Origin of the sequence: Cryobacterium sinapicolor (assembly GCF_004403465.1) — a bacterium.
In the GTDB taxonomy this organism is placed as follows: domain Bacteria; phylum Actinomycetota; class Actinomycetes; order Actinomycetales; family Microbacteriaceae; genus Cryobacterium; species Cryobacterium sinapicolor.
The window spans coordinates 12,786-29,406 of sequence record NZ_SOGQ01000026.1 but is presented as its reverse complement, the minus strand read 5'-3'; the positions used below and the strand labels follow the sequence as shown (position 1 = coordinate 29,406).

General features: G+C 67.8%; 17 protein-coding genes. 4 read left to right on the top strand and 13 right to left on the bottom strand.

Translation table 11 applies throughout. The features are described from left to right. Positions 1-50 precede the first annotated feature (50 nt). Genes E3T28_RS05635 through E3T28_RS05625 form a run of 3 tightly spaced genes read right to left on the bottom strand, consistent with a single transcriptional unit; the run spans position 51 to position 3,033 of the window. Positions 51-821, bottom strand: coding sequence for a fumarylacetoacetate hydrolase family protein (locus E3T28_RS05635; protein ID WP_134428750.1), 771 nt, complete (start codon positions 819-821; stop codon positions 51-53). After that, positions 818-1,963, bottom strand: coding sequence for a branched-chain amino acid aminotransferase (locus tag E3T28_RS05630; protein ID WP_134428748.1), 1,146 nt, complete (start codon positions 1,961-1,963; stop codon positions 818-820). The genes E3T28_RS05635 and E3T28_RS05630 overlap by 4 nt, the downstream gene beginning before the upstream one ends. After that, positions 1,960-3,033 (bottom strand): 3-isopropylmalate dehydrogenase, encoded by a 1,074-nt coding sequence (locus tag E3T28_RS05625; RefSeq protein ID WP_134428746.1) that lies wholly within the window; start codon positions 3,031-3,033, stop codon positions 1,960-1,962. Before E3T28_RS05625 ends, E3T28_RS05630 begins: the two co-directional genes overlap by 4 nt. 102 nt (positions 3,034-3,135) lie before the next feature. Between E3T28_RS05625 and E3T28_RS05620 the strand changes: the two genes are divergently transcribed. Next, the gene (locus E3T28_RS05620) at positions 3,136-3,387 is read left to right on the top strand and encodes a DUF6458 family protein (protein WP_134428744.1); all 252 of its coding nucleotides are present in this window, start codon (positions 3,136-3,138) and stop codon (positions 3,385-3,387) included. A 30-nt stretch (positions 3,388-3,417) separates the two neighbouring features. On the opposite strand, the gene E3T28_RS05615 is transcribed toward E3T28_RS05620, so the two are convergent. Continuing rightward, the gene (locus tag E3T28_RS05615) at positions 3,418-4,941 is read right to left on the bottom strand and encodes an MFS transporter (RefSeq protein ID WP_241979188.1); all 1,524 of its coding nucleotides are present in this window, start codon (positions 4,939-4,941) and stop codon (positions 3,418-3,420) included. A 95-nt stretch (positions 4,942-5,036) separates the two neighbouring features. Here E3T28_RS05615 and E3T28_RS05610 point away from each other — a divergent pair, with 95 nt between their 5' ends. Next, complete coding sequence (locus E3T28_RS05610; protein ID WP_134428742.1) at positions 5,037-5,630, top strand: TetR/AcrR family transcriptional regulator; 594 nt, start codon at positions 5,037-5,039, stop codon at positions 5,628-5,630. On the opposite strand, the gene serA is transcribed toward E3T28_RS05610, so the two are convergent. After that, positions 5,620-7,212, bottom strand: coding sequence for a phosphoglycerate dehydrogenase (gene serA, locus E3T28_RS05605; RefSeq protein ID WP_134428741.1), 1,593 nt, complete (start codon positions 7,210-7,212; stop codon positions 5,620-5,622). The genes E3T28_RS05610 and serA overlap by 11 nt on opposite strands. 97 nt (positions 7,213-7,309) lie before the next feature. On the opposite strand from serA, the gene E3T28_RS05600 reads away from it, so the two are divergent. Continuing rightward, positions 7,310-7,705, top strand: coding sequence for a DoxX family protein (locus E3T28_RS05600; RefSeq protein WP_134428740.1), 396 nt, complete (start codon positions 7,310-7,312; stop codon positions 7,703-7,705). A gap of 3 nt (positions 7,706-7,708) precedes the next feature. On the opposite strand, the gene E3T28_RS05595 is transcribed toward E3T28_RS05600, so the two are convergent. From E3T28_RS05595 to E3T28_RS05585, 3 genes are all read right to left on the bottom strand, one after another. Then, positions 7,709-8,077: a hypothetical protein gene (locus tag E3T28_RS05595; RefSeq protein WP_134428739.1), complete on the bottom strand. Its 369-nt coding sequence runs from the start codon at positions 8,075-8,077 to the stop codon at positions 7,709-7,711. Further along, positions 8,074-8,664 carry a hypothetical protein gene (locus tag E3T28_RS05590; protein ID WP_134428738.1) on the bottom strand — a complete coding sequence of 197 codons (591 nt, stop codon included), beginning with the start codon at positions 8,662-8,664 and terminating at the stop codon, positions 8,074-8,076. The genes E3T28_RS05595 and E3T28_RS05590 overlap by 4 nt, the downstream gene beginning before the upstream one ends. A gap of 132 nt (positions 8,665-8,796) precedes the next feature. Then, positions 8,797-9,852 (bottom strand): zinc-dependent alcohol dehydrogenase family protein, encoded by a 1,056-nt coding sequence (locus E3T28_RS05585; protein WP_134428737.1) that lies wholly within the window; start codon positions 9,850-9,852, stop codon positions 8,797-8,799. A 72-nt stretch (positions 9,853-9,924) separates the two neighbouring features. Between E3T28_RS05585 and E3T28_RS05580 the strand changes: the two genes are divergently transcribed. Beyond that, entirely contained in the window at positions 9,925-10,839 is a 915-nt protein-coding gene (locus E3T28_RS05580; RefSeq protein ID WP_134428736.1) for an alpha/beta fold hydrolase, read from the top strand. Positions 10,840-10,949: 110 nt separating this feature from the next. Here E3T28_RS05580 and E3T28_RS17295 read toward each other — a convergent pair whose 3' ends face one another. The 5 genes from E3T28_RS17295 to E3T28_RS05555 all read right to left on the bottom strand — a co-directional run bounded on the left by E3T28_RS17295 (position 10,950) and on the right by E3T28_RS05555 (position 16,592). Beyond that, entirely contained in the window at positions 10,950-11,108 is a 159-nt protein-coding gene (locus tag E3T28_RS17295) for a hypothetical protein (RefSeq protein ID WP_241979187.1), read from the bottom strand. Between the two features lie 382 nt (positions 11,109-11,490). Continuing rightward, positions 11,491-12,930, bottom strand: coding sequence for an FAD-binding oxidoreductase (locus E3T28_RS05570; RefSeq protein WP_134428734.1), 1,440 nt, complete (start codon positions 12,928-12,930; stop codon positions 11,491-11,493). 208 nt (positions 12,931-13,138) lie between these two features. After that, positions 13,139-14,215, bottom strand: a complete 1,077-nt coding sequence (gene ilvC, locus E3T28_RS05565; RefSeq protein ID WP_134428733.1) for a ketol-acid reductoisomerase — start codon at positions 14,213-14,215, stop codon at positions 13,139-13,141. A 43-nt stretch (positions 14,216-14,258) separates the two neighbouring features. Then, positions 14,259-14,768 (bottom strand): acetolactate synthase small subunit, encoded by a 510-nt coding sequence (gene ilvN, locus E3T28_RS05560; RefSeq protein WP_134428732.1) that lies wholly within the window; start codon positions 14,766-14,768, stop codon positions 14,259-14,261. 3 nt (positions 14,769-14,771) lie between these two features. Continuing rightward, a complete protein-coding gene (locus tag E3T28_RS05555; RefSeq protein WP_134428731.1) occupies positions 14,772-16,592 on the bottom strand; it encodes an acetolactate synthase large subunit in 1,821 nt (606 codons plus the stop codon). Positions 16,593-16,621 lie beyond the last annotated feature (29 nt).

Here is a 16,621-nt window from a genome sequence, read left to right as displayed (position 1 = left end):
CGACTGGCGGGCGCGACCGACGGGCGCAACTGACGGGCGCCGACTGACGATCAGGCGCGCCGCACCGGGTTCGCCAGCACGCCGATGCCGGCGATGTCGACCTGCACGGCGTCGCCATGCACGACGGGGGCGGACCGGTCGGGGGCACCGGTCAGGATGACGTCGCCCGGCAGTAGGGTGAACACGCCGGAAACGAAGGAGATCATCTCCGCGACGGTGTGCTTGAGCAGCGTCGCGTTGCCCGTCTGGATGACCTGGCCGTTGATGCGTGACTCGAGATTCAGTGCGGTCCAGTCGTATTCGGTGTCGATGACCGGTCCGAGAGGGCAGAATGAGTCGAAGCTTTTGGCCCGCGTGAGGTGGCCGTCGCGCTCCTGCAGGTCGCGGGCGGTGACGTCGTTCGCGACCGTGTAGCCCCAGATCGAGGCTTCAGCGTCGGCGACGGACACGTTGCGGGTGATCTTGCCGATCACGATCGCGAGCTCACCCTCGACGTGCACGTCGTCCGACGACGCTGGAAGCGTGATCGGGTCGCCGGGGCCGACGACGCAGGTGTTCGGCTTGAGGAAGAACCGGGGCTCGCCGGACAAGCCGGACGCTGCGGACTGCTCGGCCGCATCAGCGAAGTAGGACCAGGCCATACCCACGATCTTCGATCGCGGGATCACCGGCGCGAGCAGCTTCACGTCGCGCAGGGCCACACGCTGCCCGGTCGGGTCGTAGCCCGCGAACATCGGGTCCCCCTTCAGCACCACGATCTCGTCGTCGTCGATGATACCGAAGGAGATGAGTCCCTCGTGGCTGAACCGTGCGATCTTCACGCCTGCGCCGCCGGGGCGTCGAGCCGGGTGAGCCAGCCGTGGCGGTCGGGCAGGCGGCCGTACTGGATGTCGGTAAGCTCCTGGCGGAGCGCCATCGTGATCTCGCCGGCCGGGGCATCCGGGTCTCCAATGGAGAGGTTCGGGCCTTTGAGCTGTGAGATCGGGGTGACGACCGCGGCCGTGCCGCAGGCGAACACTTCGGTGATGGCACCGGATGCGACACCGTCCTGCCATTCGCCGAGGGTCACGTCGCGCTCCTCCACGGTCAGGCCGCGGTCCCGTGCGAGCTGGATGATGCTGTCGCGGGTGACGCCCTCGAGGATCGCGCCGGTCAGGCGGGGGGTGACGAGCGTGTCGGTGCCGTGCACGAAGAACACGTTCATGCCGCCGAGTTCGTCGATGCGGCTGCTGGTCTCACCGTCGAGGAAGAGGACCTGGGCGCAGCCGTTGTCGTAGGCCTGCATCTGGGGCAACAGGCTCGCGGCGTAGTTGCCGCCGCACTTGGCGGCGCCGGTGCCGCCGCGGCCGGCGCGGGAATACTCGGTTGAGAGCCAGATCTTGATCGGGGCCACACCGTCGGCGAAGTAGGCGCCGGCCGGGCTGGCGATCACGTAGTAGCCGACCTGGTGTGCGGCCCGCACCCCCAGGAAGCTCTCGTTCGCGATCATGAACGGCCGCAGGTAGAGGCTGGTCTCCCGGGCGGAGGGAACCCAGTCGCCGTCGACGGCGACGATCTGCCGGATCGATTCGATGAAGTCGGCCTCGGAGAGCTCCGGCAGCGCCAGACGGCGAGCCGAGCGCTGCAGACGCTCTGCGTTCTTCTCCGGACGGAAGGTCCAGATCGAGCCGTCAGCGTGGCGGTACGCCTTCAGCCCCTCGAAGATCTCCTGGCCGTAGTGCAGCACCGAGGAGGCCGGGTCGAGGTGCAGCGGGCCGTAGGGCATCACCCGGGCGTTGTGCCAGCCCTCATCGAGGGTCCAGTCGATGGCGACCATGTGGTCGGTGAACTTCTTGCCGAAGCCGGGATCGGCGAGGATCTCCTCACGCTCGATCTCCGTGCGGGCCGCGGTCGACGGCGTCAGGCTGAACTTCAGCGGGAAGGTGGCCGTGCCGGATGTCTCGTCAGTCGCTGCCTGGCTCATTGGATTCCCTTGTCTGTAAGTCGAGTCACGATGGCGTCGCCCACGGCACTGGTGCTCCGGGGCGTGCCGAGAGCCGCACGGGCCACGATATCGGCGGTGACGGCGGCGGTCACCCGGGCTGCGGCATCCGTGAGTCCGAGGTGCTCCAGGAGAAGCGCCACCGAGAGGATGGCCGCCGTGGGGTCAGCCAGTTGTTTGCCCGCGATGTCCGGCGCCGAACCGTGTACCGGCTCGAACATGCTGGGGAACCTGCCGTCGGGGTTGATGTTTCCGGAGGCCGCAAGACCGATGCCGCCGCTGATTGCCGCCGCGAGATCGGTGAGGATGTCGCCGAAGAGGTTGTCCGTGACGATGACGTCAAATCTACTCGGATTCGAGACCAGGAAAATCGTGGCCGCGTCGACGTGCAGGTAGTCGACGCTCACATCGGGGTATTCTGCCGCGACGGCGATCACAATCCTCTGCCACAGGCTGCCGGCGAAGACGAGCACATTGGTCTTGTGCACCAGGGTGAGGTGCCGGCGGGGCCGGTTCTGGGCCTGGGCGAAGGCATAGCGCACCACGCGCTCGACTCCGAAGGCCGTGTTGACGGAGACCTCATTCGCGACCTCGTTCGCGGTGCCCTGGCGGATCGCTCCGCCGTTGCCCACATACGGGCCCTCGGTGCCCTCGCGCACGACCACGAAGTCGACATTGCCGGGCGACGCCAACGGGCTGGGCACCCCGGGGAACAGAACGCTCGGGCGCAGGTTCACGTAGTGATCGAGCGAGAAGCGCAGCTTCAGCAGCAGTCCGCGCTCGATATTCGCGTTGGCGAGGCGCGGGTCCCCCGGCACGCCCCCGACGGCACCCAGCAGGATGGCGTCGTGGCCGGCGATCGCCGCGAGGTCGTCGTCGGTGAGCACATCGCCGGTCTCCAGGAACCGGCCCGCGCCCAGGGAGAACCAGGTTGCGTCGAAGGTGACATCGTCGGCGGCCGTCGCCGCTTCGAGAACCTTGACCGCTTCAGCGACGACTTCGGGGCCGATTCCGTCGCCGGGAATGACAGCGAGCTTGATGTGAGGGGACATTCGACTCCGTATGTCTGGAAGTTGGCTGTAGATAAACCCTACTGCGACGCATCGATTGTCTAAGCTGGACAACTCCTGACAACCAACAGAAAGCAGTCCCGCATGAGTCTCGGATTGGGAATCTTCCTCCTCGTCGTCGGCGCCATCATGGTGTTCGCCCTGAACGTGACCGTCGAATGGATGGACATCGAACTGGTCGGCTACATCCTGATGGGCGCCGGTGCCGTCATCATGGTCATCGGCATTGTCCTGCTGACCCGCAAGCGCAGCAGCATCACGACTACCCGCAGCGCCGTCGACCCGGCGAGCGGCGAGCAGGTCACCTCGCAGAAGCGTTCCGTCGACGACATCTAGTCGCACTGGTGCCGGCGGCGGCCCCAATGATCAGGTGGCCTTGCGCAGGGTGACCAGTGCCACGAACGCCGCCGCCAGCACCAGCGCCGTACCGATCCAGGCCGTGGGCCCGATTCCGCTGGTGAAGGCCTCGCGGGCCGATGCGAGCAGCATCTGGGCCAGACCGTCGGGCAGTCCGTCGGCCACGGCCACGGCCCCGCCGAGCGTTTCCGCCGCCGAGGCGCCCTGCGCCGCGGTGAGCGCCTCCGGCAGCACGACCGCGCTCCGGTACGACGCCGTGAGGATGGTACCGAGGATGGTCGTGCCGAGCACGGCGCCCAGCTCGTAGGCCGTCTCGCCGACGGCGGAGGCCGCCCCCATCTTGTCCGCCGGGGCGTTCGCCACGATCAGTTCGTTCGAGACGGTCTCCGCCGCACCGATCCCGATCCCGAGGGCGACGAACACGAGGGCGATGCCCGCCGCGTCGAGGTCTCCCCCGCCCAGCGCCGCGGCCGCGTAGCCCGCGGCCGAGATCAGGAGGGCCACCGGCACCACGATTGACGGTCGGACCCGCCGGGCGATGGGCACGACCAGTAGGCCCGACACGATCATCGCGGCCAGTCCCGGCACGAGCACCAGCCCCGCCTCAAGCGGCGAGAGGGCCAGCACGAGTTGCAGGTACTGGGAGACGAAGAACAGGCCGCCGACGAGAGCCACCACGCTGAGGAGGTTGACGCCGATCGCACCGCTGAAGGCACCCTGGCGGAACAGACCGAGGTCTATCATCGGGTGCGTCAGGCGAGGCTGGCGGCGCACGAAGAGGAAGCCGGCGGCCAGCCCGAACACGATCGGTCCGAGGGAGGAGGGCGTGGGTCCGTGTTCGGCCAGGGCCTTGATGCCGTAGACGACCGGCAGCATGGTCGCCAACGAGAGGGTAATGCTCCAGAGGTCGATGCGTCCGGGGTTCGGGTCTCGGGACTCCGGCACGAGCATAGGTCCGAGAATCAGCAGCGGCACAAGCAGCGGCACGGCAAGCAGGAAGACCGAGCCCCACGCGAAGTGCTCCAACAACACACCGCCCACCACGGGGCCGAGGGCGCTGCCGGCGGCGAAACCGCTTGCCCAGATCGCGATCGCCAGCCGCCGCTGGTTGCGGTCGGTGAAGACGGAGCGCAGTAGCGACAGCGTCGGCGGCATCAGCATGGCACCGAAGAAGCCCAGCACGGCGCGGTCGATGATCAGCCATTCGACGCTCGGGGCGAAGGCCGCAACCACGGAGACGGCGCCGAAGCCCGCCGACCCGATCAGCAGGAGCCGACGGCGCCCGATCCGGTCACCGAGGCTGCCCATGGCCACCAGCAGGCCGGCGAGCATGAGCGGGTAGATGTCGATCACCCAGAGCAGCTGCGTGCCGGTCGGGCGGAGATCCTCGGAAATAGCCGGCAGGGCCAGGTTGAGCACCGTGTTGTCGATCGAGACCAGGAGCACGGGCAGCATGAGCACGACGAGGGCCCACCACCGGCGGCGGGGGCTGATCACGCGGCTGACGGGGGCGACGGGGATGATCTCTCGGATGGAATTCGACACGGTGACGACTGCTTTCGGCTTCAGGGACGGATGCTGTACCGTCCAGACGGTATAGTAAACCGTCTAGACGGTATAGTAGCATCATGAGTTCTGAAACCGCGACCCTGGCCGGGCATGTGCCACGCCTCTCCCCCACGCGTGATCGCCTCCTGGATGCCTTCGCGCACCTCCTGATCGACCAGGGTGAGCGGGCGACCACCCTCGAGGCGGTAGCGGCGGCGGCCGGACTGTCCAAGGGCGGCCTGCTCTACCACTTCGGGTCGAAGGACGCGCTTGTCGAGGGCCTCCTGGCCCGGCTCGACAGGCTCGTCGCAGACGATGTCGAGCAGATTCGAGCCGCCCCGGCCGGAGCGGTCGACTACCTGATCCGCACCTCGATGAGCGAGGGAACGGTGCTCGACCAGGCGATCGGTGCGGCCGTCAGACTGGCGCAGGGGGCACATCCACAGGCTAATGCGGCCCTGGCCTCAACTCGGCGCCAGTGGCTGAGCGTCATCGAGGAGGCGGTGGGAGACCCGGACGTGGCCGAGGTGATCATGCTCGTCAGTGACGGACTGTACTACGAATCCACCCTCGCGAGCCCCGGTCAGCCTGCCGTCGACGACACCTCGACGACGAGGCTGGACCGGTTGCTCGCGGTGATCGGTCGAATGACCGAGGGGACCGCTATTCCGTGATGGAGATTTCGATCATGGCCTCGGCCGAGATCGCATCGCGCACCTTGGTCAACAGGCTCGCCGGAACGGGCGAGTCGACCGTCAGCACGCTGAGAGCCTTGCCGCCGGCCTCGTGCCGGGCGATCTGCATGCCGGCGATGTTGATCTGGGCGTCGCCGAACTCGCGGCCGTAGACGGCCACGATTCCCGGACGGTCCGTGTAGAGCATCACGATCAGGTGGCCGTCGAACGGAACCTCGACGTCGTAGCCGTTGATCTCGACGATCTTCTCAATCTGCTTGGTGCCGGTCAGGGTGCCGGACACCGAGACCTGCGAGCCGTCGGCCAGGGCGCCGCGCAGCGTGATGACGTTGCGGTACTCCGGTGACTCCTTGTCGGTGATCATGCGCACGGCGACGCCGCGCTGCTCGGCGAGCAGCGGCGCGTTGACGTAGGACACGGTCTCGCTGACGACATTGGTGAAGATGCCCTTGAGCGCTGCGAGCCGGAGCACGCTCACGTCGTACTCGGCGAGCTCGCCGCGAACCTCCACGTCAACGCTGGTCAACGGGCTGTGGGCGCCGAGACCGGAGAAGACCTGGCCGAGCTTTTCCACCAGCGGGATTCCGGGGCGCACGTACGGGTCGATAACGCCGCCGGCGACGTTGACCGCGTCGGGCACGAGTTCCCCGGACAGGGCGAGGCGCACCGACTTGGCGACCGAGACGCCGGCCTTTTCCTGGGCCTCGTCCGTGGACGCGCCGAGGTGGGGCGTGGTGATGATGTTGTCGAGCCCGAGCAGCTTCGACCCGGTCGGCGGCTCGCTGACGAACACGTCGAGGCCGGCGCCGGCGATCGTGCCGGCGGTGAGGGCGTCGTAGAGGTCGTCCTCGTTGATGAGGCCGCCGCGGGCCACGTTCACGACGAACGCGGTGGGCTTCATCAGCTTGAACTGCTCGGCGCCGATCATGCCGTTCGTCTCGGGTGTCTTGGGCATGTGGATCGTGATGAAGTCGGACTGCGCGAGGAGCTCGTCGAGGCTGACCGGCACCACGCCGAGCTGCTGGGCGCGGGCGGAGGTGATGTAGGGGTCGTACGCGATGATATTCGTGCCGAAGGCCTGCATCCGTGCCGCTATCAGCGCGCCGATGCGCCCGAGGCCGATGATGCCGATGGTCTTTTCGTAGAGCTCGACGCCGGTGTACTTGGAGCGTTTCCACTGCCCCTGAGCCAGGGCGCCGTGGGCGGCCGGGATGTGACGGGCCAGGCTGATGATGTGCCCGACGGTCAGTTCTGCTGCGGAGATGATGTTGGAGGTCGGGGCATTGACGACCATGACGCCCGCGGCCGTGGCCGCCTTGATGTCGACGTTGTCGAGGCCGACTCCCGCGCGCGCGATGACCTTGAGCAGCGGTGCTGCGGCGATGGCCTCGGCATCCACCTTGGTGGCGGAGCGCACCAGCACGGCGTGCGCCGTGGCCAGCTCAAGAAGCAGAGCGACCCGGTCGGTGCCGTCTACGGAGCGAACCTCGAAGTCGGGCCCGAGGGCGTCGACGGTGGCAGGCGATAATTCTTCGGCGATAAGGACAACAGGTTTTGACACGAAAACGGATCCTCCGATAGCAGCAGAAAAACATGGCTTGCGCCGCGACCGTGGGGCGCCAGATATGAAAACACTCTATCGGCTGGAGAATAGAGCCATGAGCAGCGTGACGTACCCCGACCTCCAGTTCGCCTTGCGCCTCGTGCTGGCGGTGATCTTCATCGGTGCCGGCATCACGCATTTCGTGCCGGTGGTAGCACGCACGATGAGTGCGATGATCCCGCCGCGCCTGCGCACGACCGGGATCTTGCGCCCCGCCAACCTGGTCATCCTCACCGGGGTCTGCGAGATCGCAGGCGGGCTCGGGTTGCTCTACCCACCCACGATTGTGACGGCCGGCGTCTGCCTGATCGTGTTCCTGGCGGCCGTCTTCCCCGCCAACGCCTTCGCCGCCCACTACCCGGACCGTTTCGGCGTGGCCGCGATCCCCCTCGTGCCGCGGCTGGCCGGGCAAGTGGTGCTGATGGGGCTGATCGTCGTGGCGATCCTCTAACCGCTAGACGAGCAGACTGCCCGCGCCGAGGGTGAAGATGTTGGCGGCGATCACGGCATTCAGGCCGAGGCCGGCCAGGAACAGGGCCGCCAGGGCGGCAGGTCCACGGGAGCGCCCGATCCACGCGGCGAGTACGAACACGAGGAGCGGGCCGAGCACGCCGACGAGGAGAACGAAGATGCCGAATCCGCTCAGTTGGGTGTCGAGAAGCTGGGCCTGGCCGTTCAGACCGACGAGGTTGCCGATGCCCTCCCAGATGTCATAGGCGTACAAGAGGCCGAACAGGATCGCGATGCCCGTCGACAGCCAACGCGGGGTGCGCCGCCGCCGTGAGGGAGCAGCCGCGGGCGTGGTCACAGGTGAATCGGTCATGCGATGACCCCCGGTCCGGAGATGAAGGAGAGCGGGGCGAGCAGCACGGCGCCGAGGAGCAACCAGCCGATCCGGGCTCGGGGATGCGTCTTGGTCAGCCAGAACGTCACCGCGAACCAGAGCGCGGGCGCGGCCACGGCCAGCCAGAGTCCGAGGGAGAACATGAACTCGGTCAACACATCGCTGGGCGGGGTCTGGATGCGGCCCGCGCCGATGAACCAGCCGATCGTGTAGAGCAGGTAGATTCCGCCGAAGATGCCCAGGGAGACGAGTGCCAGCGAACTCGTGGCCGTCCGGGCGGCGGCGGCGTCGGCAGCGGCCTGGGCCTCGACGGCGGATGCCGGGCCGGTCACGGTCCATCCCTCCGGCGGTTCGCCGGGACCGGCGCCGGCATCCGCCGCGGGATCTGCCTTCGCGCTGGAGGCGGTCGCGAAGCCGTCGGCGGTCGGAACGAGCGCCCCGGAAGCGGGCTCGACCGGCCGAGCAGCCGCGGCCGTCGCGTCGCCGGAGACGAGCGTCGGATCGTCGTCGCCGGCCCAGCCCAGGGCGTCGTCCCGGTCGTCACCGTCGGAATATCCAGAAGTCATCTGCTCAGCGTACCGATCCGCCGCGGAAAGGGTGGCCGCGCCGGGCAGCGTGACTGTCGCCAAATCGGACGAATGTTGCCGGCGTACCGGCCACAGATGTCCGACCGAGCAACAGTTACGCCATCCGGATCGTCACCGGTTCATCACGACCTTCAGCGCCTTCGTTTCCGCGGCCCGGGAGAAGGTGTCGTACGCCTCCAGGATCTGATCGAGCCGGAACCGGTGCGTGGCCAGCCTGTCGGCGGGGATCTTCTTCTGCGCCACGAGCTTCAGCAGCATGGGTGTGGTGTTGGTGTTGACCAGCCCCATGCTGATGTTGATGTTCTGGATCCATAGGTGCTCCAGGTGCAGTTCGACCGGTTTCCCGTGCACGCCGACGTTGGCCACGTTGCCGCCGGGGCGCACCACCTCGATCGCCATGTCGAAGGTCGCCGGGATTCCGACCGCCTCGATGGCGACGTCGACGCCCGCTCCGTCGGTCAACGCCAGCACCTGCTGCTTCCAGTCGGGGCTGCCGGAGACGACGGCATCCGTCGCCCCGAACAGGCGGGCCTGCTCCAACCGGTTCACGTCGGTGTCGATGGCGATGACCGTGCCGGCGCCGCACAGCCCGGCCGTGGCAATGGCGGCGAGGCCGACCGGCCCGGCGCCGATCACGGCCACCACATCGCCCGGTTTGACCCGGCCGTACTGCACGCCCATTTCGAACCCGGTCGGCAGGATGTCGGAGAGCATGACGGCCTCCTCGTCGGTGATCCCGGCGGGCAGCAGGTGCAGTGAGTTCTCCGCGTAGGGAACCCGCACGTACTCGGCCTGGGTGCCGTCGATGAGGTGGCCGAAGATCCAGCCGGTTCCGGACGCCCCCTCGTCGCCCAGGCAGTGCGAGTACAGCCCGGTCCGGCAATTCGCGCAGTGCCCGCAGCTCTTGATGCAGGAGACGATGACCCGGTCGCCCACCGCGAGGGTCTGCACGGCCGTGCCGACCTCCACGATCGTGCCCACGGCCTCGTGACCGAGGATGCGGCCCGCCTGCACGGCCGGCACGTCGCCCTTGAGGATGTGCAGGTCTGTGCCGCAGATGGTGGTCGTGTCCACGCGCACGATCGCATCGGCCGACCTGACGATCTTCGGGTCAGGCACGTCTTCCCACGCTTTCTTGCCGGGACCGTGAAACACCAGTGCCTTCATCGCTGACTCCTTCGTCGAGATGAACCGGGCATTCGCCCGGCACGGCCAACGGTACTCCCGTAGACTTTTTTGATGACGGATGCGGAGTCCCTCGGCAATCCCTTCGCCCTTCCCGGCGCGAAGAAACCGCGCGTCGGCTGGTACGACGTGAACGGATGCCGGCTGTACGCCGAGCTGCGCGGCGCCGGTCCGTCGCTGCTCATCATCGGCGCCGCCAGCGACGACGCCGAGATGTTCCGGCCGATCGCCGAGCGCCTGACCGAGTTCACCGTGGTGACGTGGGATCCCCGCGGCACCGGGCGCAGCAGCCGCGAGGGCTGGCCGTGTGATTCGGCTCGGCACGCCGACGACGCTGCGGTGTTGCTCCAGCTGCTGGGTCTCGCGCCTTCCGCGGTCTTCGGCGCGAGCGCCGGCGGGATCGTGGCGCTGCAGCTTGCGCTGCGGCATCCGTCGCTCGTGCGCCAGGTGCTCGCCTACGAACCAGGGTATTTTCGGCGCACCGCGACGGGGGCCACCCTGCTGGCCCAGGTCAACGACGCCGTGCGGATGCACCTGGTAGCCCACCCAGGTGACTGGGCCGGCGCCATGACGCTCCTGTCGCACGTAGCCGCGCAGTCAACCGAACGGAATTCAGCACCCGGCGACCGAACCTCGGACCTGCTCGATGCCCCGGCAGGGCTCGACTGGTATGCCGAGCGCGGCGCCGCCCTGGCCGAGAACCTGATCCGGGACGACCTGCAGCGCACGAACGAGACCGTACGGCCCGAGGAATTGGCCGCCTCCGAGGCCGACATCCGGTTCTGCGCCGGCACCGAGTCGCCGCCGGTCTTCCGGGAGATCGTGGCGGAGCTGACCTGCCTGCGCCGGCGGCCGGGCACCGACGATCCCCGGCAGGCAGACAGTGTTCCGGGCGCCGGCCATCTCGCCTATTTCACACCGGAGCAGGTCGCCGACTACATCCGCGGCCACTGCCCGGCGATCCTCTGAAAGCCCGCCGGAAAGCCCGCCGGAAAGACGGTTCTCACCGGAGGGCCCGCGGCCCCCCCGATGCCGGTGTCAACCGTCAGAACCGAAACGCCCCGGCCCTCCGGGTACCGTCATAGCCGCCCGTCGGCGCGGCCAGCCCGAATAGCGCGCCGACTGTGGGTGCCACATCGATCGTGTGCACCGGCTCGCAAGAATCCGGAGCTCTCGGACACTTCCCAGTCCACCGTGACAGCAGGGCCGAGCCCCGAGCCGGGCAGCGCATCGGGCATCGGGGTGACCCGGGTCCAGATCAGCACCCTGTCCGGCAGAGGGTCTCCGGAAGCGACCCCGTACCGGAAGTCAGGGACCACCGCGGAACCAGCGGCTTGGGCGGGCGTGGCCTGACCAGCGCTTGCAGCAGCACCGGCAAAGGCTATGACGCCGGCGGATCGCAGCAGATCTCGTCTATTGAAAGGACTCATGCCCCCAGTCTGGGGGTGCAGATTCGCGGCGCTGTGCGCTTCTGTTGCCTGTTCACCTCGTGTTCCGGGAGGGTTCTTCGGAGGTCCATTGCCTGCACCGCGTCGGCGTGGGTCGAATAGCCTGCGCGGCCGTCACCCCTGCCCGCCTTTCCGGGTGCGCGCCACCAATGCACGGTTTCCGGCCGAAGGCTCACCCGAAGGCCTGCGGCAGGGTCGGCGGGATGTTGTGGTTCAGTCGGAAGAAGTTGTCCGGGTCCCAGGCTCGTTTGAGGGCGCTGAGGCGCTCGAGTTTCGCGGGTCCGAAGACGGCGAGGGCGGCGGCAGCCGGGTCCAGGTCCGGTTCCGCCCCAAGGAAGTTCAGGTACTGGCCACCCGAGGCGAACGGCTCCATCTCCGCGGCGAATCCGCGCACGAACGCGATCCGGGCCTCGTCGTCGGCGGCATCGGGCCAGAAGCCGTAGATGTTCAGCCAAAACCGCGCCGCCCGGTTTGGGAACGGGGTGGTGTTCTCGTCGACCCGAGCGACCGCTCCGCCCATGTGGTGGATGTCGAATCCCGTCCCCCGCCAGGTCTGTTCGGCCGCCCGGCGTGTGATGACCTCGATCACGTCGTCATCGAGCCGGTCGAAGGACGTGTTCTTCCAGTACCCGCGCACGCCCTTCGGGAAGAGGTCGTCGACGGCCGACTGCCAGTCGGTCCAGCGGGCCCGCTCGACGTCCTCGACGTCGGGCGGCGCCGCCCGGCGCAGTCGGTCCACGACCTCCTCGCCCGCCGCCTGGTCCAGTGACGCCCAGGCGAAACCGAACAGCATCAGCGGGTCGTCCCCCAGTTCCCAGTCGGGCGACGGCACCATGAAGCTGATGATCGAGGTCAGTTCGTCCGGCAGGTCGCACGTCCAGGCGTCGAAGGCGCGCAGAGCCTCCGGCCAGCGGGCCCGACCGTAGACGAGGTTGCCGGAGAGCACCCTCGCGGGCAGCGGATGCGCCCGGAAGGTGAACGTGGACACCACCCCGAAGTTGCCGCCGCCTCCACGCAGCCCCCAGAGCAGCTCGGCATTCTCGCCGTCGCTCGCCACCACCAGTTCTCCCGCCGCGGTCACGAGCTCGGCCCCGACCAGGTTGTCGACGGTGAGACCGTGGGCGCGGGTCAGCCAGCCGACCCCGCCGCCCAGGGTCAATCCGGCCACCCCGGTTCCGGAGACGACTCCGACCGGTACCGCCAGACCGTAGGGCTCGGTGGCCCGGTCGAGATCGGCGAGGGTGGCACCGGGCTGGGCGCGCACGGTATTGGTGCGGTGATTCACCTCGACCGCCCTCAGCCCGCCCAGGTCGAGCACGAGACCGCCGTCGACCGTGCCGTTGCCGGCCACGTTGTGGCCGCCGCCCCGCACCGCAAGCGGGAGGCCGCGGGTGCGCGCGAACTGCACCGCCGGGCCGATGTCGCCCGCATCGGCAGCCCGCACGACCGCGACCGGGCGCCGGTCGACCATGCCGTTCCAGACCCGTCGGGCCTCGTCGTAACCCGGATCGCCGACGGTGATCACACGACCGGAAATATGCCTCTGCAGGTCGTGCACCTCGTTGTCGGACTGAGGATGCCTGCCCTGCTGCCTGGAAGCCTGCTTGCCCATGGAATACCACCTGCGATTGTCATCGTCGATGTCTGTTGGCCGCGCGGGAAGACGTGAATGCGGCCGGGTTCATCCGCTGGGAACAATGCTAGACAGCGGCACCTGCAGCGGCAAGCACTCCGCACTTATCCTCCGCTCAAGCAGCCTTTTAACGCGACAACGGGGCCAATCGAGTGGATTGGCCCCGCTGTGGATGCGCGCTTGGGTGTTAGCGCGCGGCTTCACCGTCGGTGTAGTCGTCATCGGCGGAGGCGTTCCAGGCGAACAGCTTGCGCAGCTCGCGACCGGTGGCTTCGATCGGGTGCTCTTCGCCCTTCTTGCGCAGTGCGAGGAACTCCGGTGCTCCGGCGTCCTGGTCCGCGATGAAGCGGGCCGCGAAGGCGCCGTTCTGGATGTCGGCGAGAACGGCCTTCATGTTCTCCTTCACGTGGGCGTCGATGACGCGCGGGCCGGAGACGTAGTCGCCGTACTCGGCGGTGTCGGAGACGCTCCAACGCTGCTTGGCGATGCCGCCCTCCCACATCAGGTCGACGATGAGCTTGAGCTCGTGCAGCACCTCGAAGTAGGCGACCTGCGGCTGGTAGCCGGCCTCGGTGAGAACCTCGAAGCCGTACTGGATCAGCTGTGACGCGCCGCCGCAGAGCACGGCCTGCTCGCCGAACAGGTCCGTTTCGGTCTCTTCGGTGAACGTGGTCTTGATGCCGGCGGCGCGCAGGCCACCGATCGCCTTGGCGTAGCTGAGGGTGAGCGGCCAGGCGGCGCCCGACGCATCCTTCTCCACGGCGACGATCACGGGAACGCCGCGGCCGGCCTCGTATTCGCGGCGCACGGTGTGGCCCGGTCCCTTGGGCGCGACCATGACGACGTCGATGCCCTCGGGGGCCTTGATGTAGCCGAAACGGATGTTGAAGCCGTGTCCGAAGACGAGGGCCTTGCCCGCGGCGAGGTTCGGCAGCACGTCGTCGGCGAACAGGTGACGCTGCACCTGGTCGGGCGCCAGGATGACGATGACGTCGGCCCAGGCGGATGCCTCGGCGGTGCTGAGAACGGTGAAGCCGGCTTCTTCGGCCTTGGCCTTGGACTTCGAACCGTCCTTGAGGCCGATGACGACCTCGACACCCGAGTCGCGCAGGTTCTGTGCGTGGGCGTGGCCCTGCGAGCCGTAGCCGATGACGGCCACCTTCTTGCCCTGGATGATCGAGAGGTCGGCGTCTTTGTCGTAGTAAATCTCAGACACGAGTAAATGTTCTCCTTGTTGTTGTCGTCGGTGGTCGTGTCTCGACAGGCTCGACCACCGGGATCCCGGTGGTCGAGTTGGTCGAGACCGGTTAGTTCTTGAAGATGCGCTCGCTGATCGATTTCGACCCGCGGCCGATGGCGAGCAGACCGGACTGGGCGATTTCCTTGATCCCGTAGGGCTCGAGCACGCGCAGCAGAGCCTGTGTCTTGCCGGAGTCGCCGGTGACCTCGATGACGACGGCGTCGACGGACACGTCGACGACGCGGGCGCGGAACAGGGTCACGGCTTCGAGCACCATTGACCGGGTCGTGTTGTCGGCTCGCACCTTGACGAGCAGATGTTCGCGCTGGACCGACTGGGCCGGGTCGAGTTCGACGATCTTGATGACGTTGATCAGCTTGTTCAGCTGCTTGGTCACCTGTTCCAGCGGCGCGTCTTCGACGTCGACGAGGATCGTGATGCGGGAGAGGCCCGGCACCTCGGTGTGGCCGACCGCGAGGCTCTCGATGTTGAAGCCGCGCCGGGCGAAGAGTCCGGCGACCCGCGTGAGCAGGCCCGGCTTGTCCTCGACGAGGAGGCTGAGAACGTGGGTGCTCACGGGTTATTCCTCTTCCCAGGTCGGTGCGTGATCCTTGGCGTACTGCACATAGCTGTTGCTGACGCCCTGCGGGACCATTGGCCAGACCATGGCGTCACGGCTCACGATGAAGTCGATCACCACCGGTCGGTCGTTGGTGGCCAGCGCCAGCTTGATGGCGTCGTCGACCTGGTCGGGGCTGGTGACCCGGATGGCGAGGGCGCCGTAGGCCTCGGACAGCTTCACGAAGTCCGGCACCATGGCGGAGCCGTGCCCGGTGTGCAGATCGGTGAAGGAGTGCCGTCCGTCGTAGAACAGGGTCTGCCACTGGCGCACCATACCCAGCGAGGAGTTGTTGATGATGGCGACCTTGATCGGGATGTTGTTGATGGTGCAGGTGGCCAGCTCCTGGTTGGTCATCTGGAAGCATCCGTCGCCGTCGATCGACCAGACCACGCGGTCGGGCTCGGCGACCTTGGCACCCATCGCGGCGGGGATGGAGTAGCCCATCGTGCCTGCTCCCCCGGAGTTGAGCCAGGAGTTGGGGCGCTCGTACTTGATGAACTGGGCCGCCCACATCTGGTGCTGGCCGACGCCGGCCGCGTAGACGGCTTCCGGCCCGGTCAGCTCGCCGATGCGCTGGATCACGAACTGCGGGCTCATCAGGCCGTCGGTCGGCTCGGAGTAGCCCAGCGGGAACTCGTCGCGCAGACCCTTGAGGTAGGTCCACCAGACGCTGACGTCGGGCGTCGTCGTGGTGATCGCGGCCGCGTAGGCGACGGTCAGGTCGGCGATGACCTCCTTCGCGTCACCGACGATGGGCACGTCGGCGGCGCGGATCTTACCGATCTCCGCGGGGTCGATGTCGACGTGCACGATCGTGGCGTGCGGCGCGAACTCGGAGACCTTGCCGGTGACCCGATCGTCGAAGCGGGAGCCGAGCGCGATGATGAGGTCTGCCTCCTGCAATGCGAGCACTGCGGAGACGGTTCCGTGCATGCCGGGCATGCCCAGGTGCTGGTCGTGCGAGTCAGGGAACGCGCCACGCGCCATCAGCGTGGTGACGACGGGCGTCTTGCTCAGTTCGGCGAAGGTGAGAAGTTCTTCCGACGCGCGGGCACGGATGACGCCGCCACCCACGTAGAGGACGGGCTTCTTGGCCTCGGCGAGCAGCTGGGCCGCGGCCTGCACCTGCTTGCCGTGGGGTTTGGTGACCGGTCGATAGCCGGGCAGGTCGAGCTTGGGCGGCCAGATGAACGGTGCGCTCTTCTGCTGGGCGTCCTTGGTGATGTCCACCAGCACCGGGCCGGGCCGACCTGTGGAGGCGATCAAGTGCGCCGAGGCGATGGCCGCCGGGATGTCCTCGGGGCGCTTGACCAGGAAGGAGTGCTTCGTGATCGGCATGGTGATGCCGACGATGTCGGCCTCCTGGAAGGCATCCGTGCCCATCAGGGTCGAGAAGACCTGGCCGGTGATGCAGAGGATCGGCACCGAGTCCATGTAGGCGTCGGCGATGGCCGTGACCAGGTTGGTGGCGCCGGGACCGGAGGTGGCGATGGCCACCCCGACGCGGTTGCTCGCCGAGGCGTAGCCCTCCGCGGCGTGCCCGGCGCCCTGCTCGTGCCGCACCAGGATGTGCCGGATGGCGGTCTGGCTCATCAGCTCGTCGTAGAGCGGGATGACGGCGCCGCCCGGCAGGCCGAAGACGTCGGTGACACCCAACAGTTCCAGCGAGCGGATGATCGCGCCGGAACCCGTGAGGATTTCCGGTGTGCCTGAATCAGGTGCCGCAGCGGATGCGGCAGGCGAGGGTGATGGCGATGGCACGGGAGTTTCCGCGGTCATGTGATCAGTTCCCTAGTTCGATGACGAAT

Excerpts from the sequence above, each read along its gene's own strand:
- E3T28_RS05630 (WP_134428748.1), bottom strand. The coding sequence starts at position 1,963 with ATGAGCCAGGCAGCGACTGACGAGACATCCGGCACGGCCACCTTCCCG.
- E3T28_RS05580 (WP_134428736.1), top strand. The coding sequence starts at position 9,925 with ATGACGGATGCGGAGTCCCTCGGCAATCCCTTCGCCCTTCCCGGCGCG.
- E3T28_RS05610 (WP_134428742.1), top strand. The coding sequence starts at position 5,037 with ATGAGTTCTGAAACCGCGACCCTGGCCGGGCATGTGCCACGCCTCTCC.
- E3T28_RS05620 (WP_134428744.1), top strand. The coding sequence starts at position 3,136 with ATGAGTCTCGGATTGGGAATCTTCCTCCTCGTCGTCGGCGCCATCATG.
- E3T28_RS05595 (WP_134428739.1), bottom strand. The coding sequence starts at position 8,077 with ATGACCGATTCACCTGTGACCACGCCCGCGGCTGCTCCCTCACGGCGG.
- E3T28_RS05625 (WP_134428746.1), bottom strand. The coding sequence starts at position 3,033 with ATGTCCCCTCACATCAAGCTCGCTGTCATTCCCGGCGACGGAATCGGC.
- E3T28_RS05555 (WP_134428731.1), bottom strand. The coding sequence starts at position 16,592 with ATGACCGCGGAAACTCCCGTGCCATCGCCATCACCCTCGCCTGCCGCA.
- E3T28_RS05590 (WP_134428738.1), bottom strand. The coding sequence starts at position 8,664 with ATGACTTCTGGATATTCCGACGGTGACGACCGGGACGACGCCCTGGGC.
- E3T28_RS05570 (WP_134428734.1), bottom strand. The coding sequence starts at position 12,930 with ATGGGCAAGCAGGCTTCCAGGCAGCAGGGCAGGCATCCTCAGTCCGAC.
- E3T28_RS05585 (WP_134428737.1), bottom strand. The coding sequence starts at position 9,852 with ATGAAGGCACTGGTGTTTCACGGTCCCGGCAAGAAAGCGTGGGAAGAC.
- E3T28_RS05600 (WP_134428740.1), top strand. The coding sequence starts at position 7,310 with ATGAGCAGCGTGACGTACCCCGACCTCCAGTTCGCCTTGCGCCTCGTG.
- E3T28_RS17295 (WP_241979187.1), bottom strand. The coding sequence starts at position 11,108 with ATGCCCGATGCGCTGCCCGGCTCGGGGCTCGGCCCTGCTGTCACGGTG.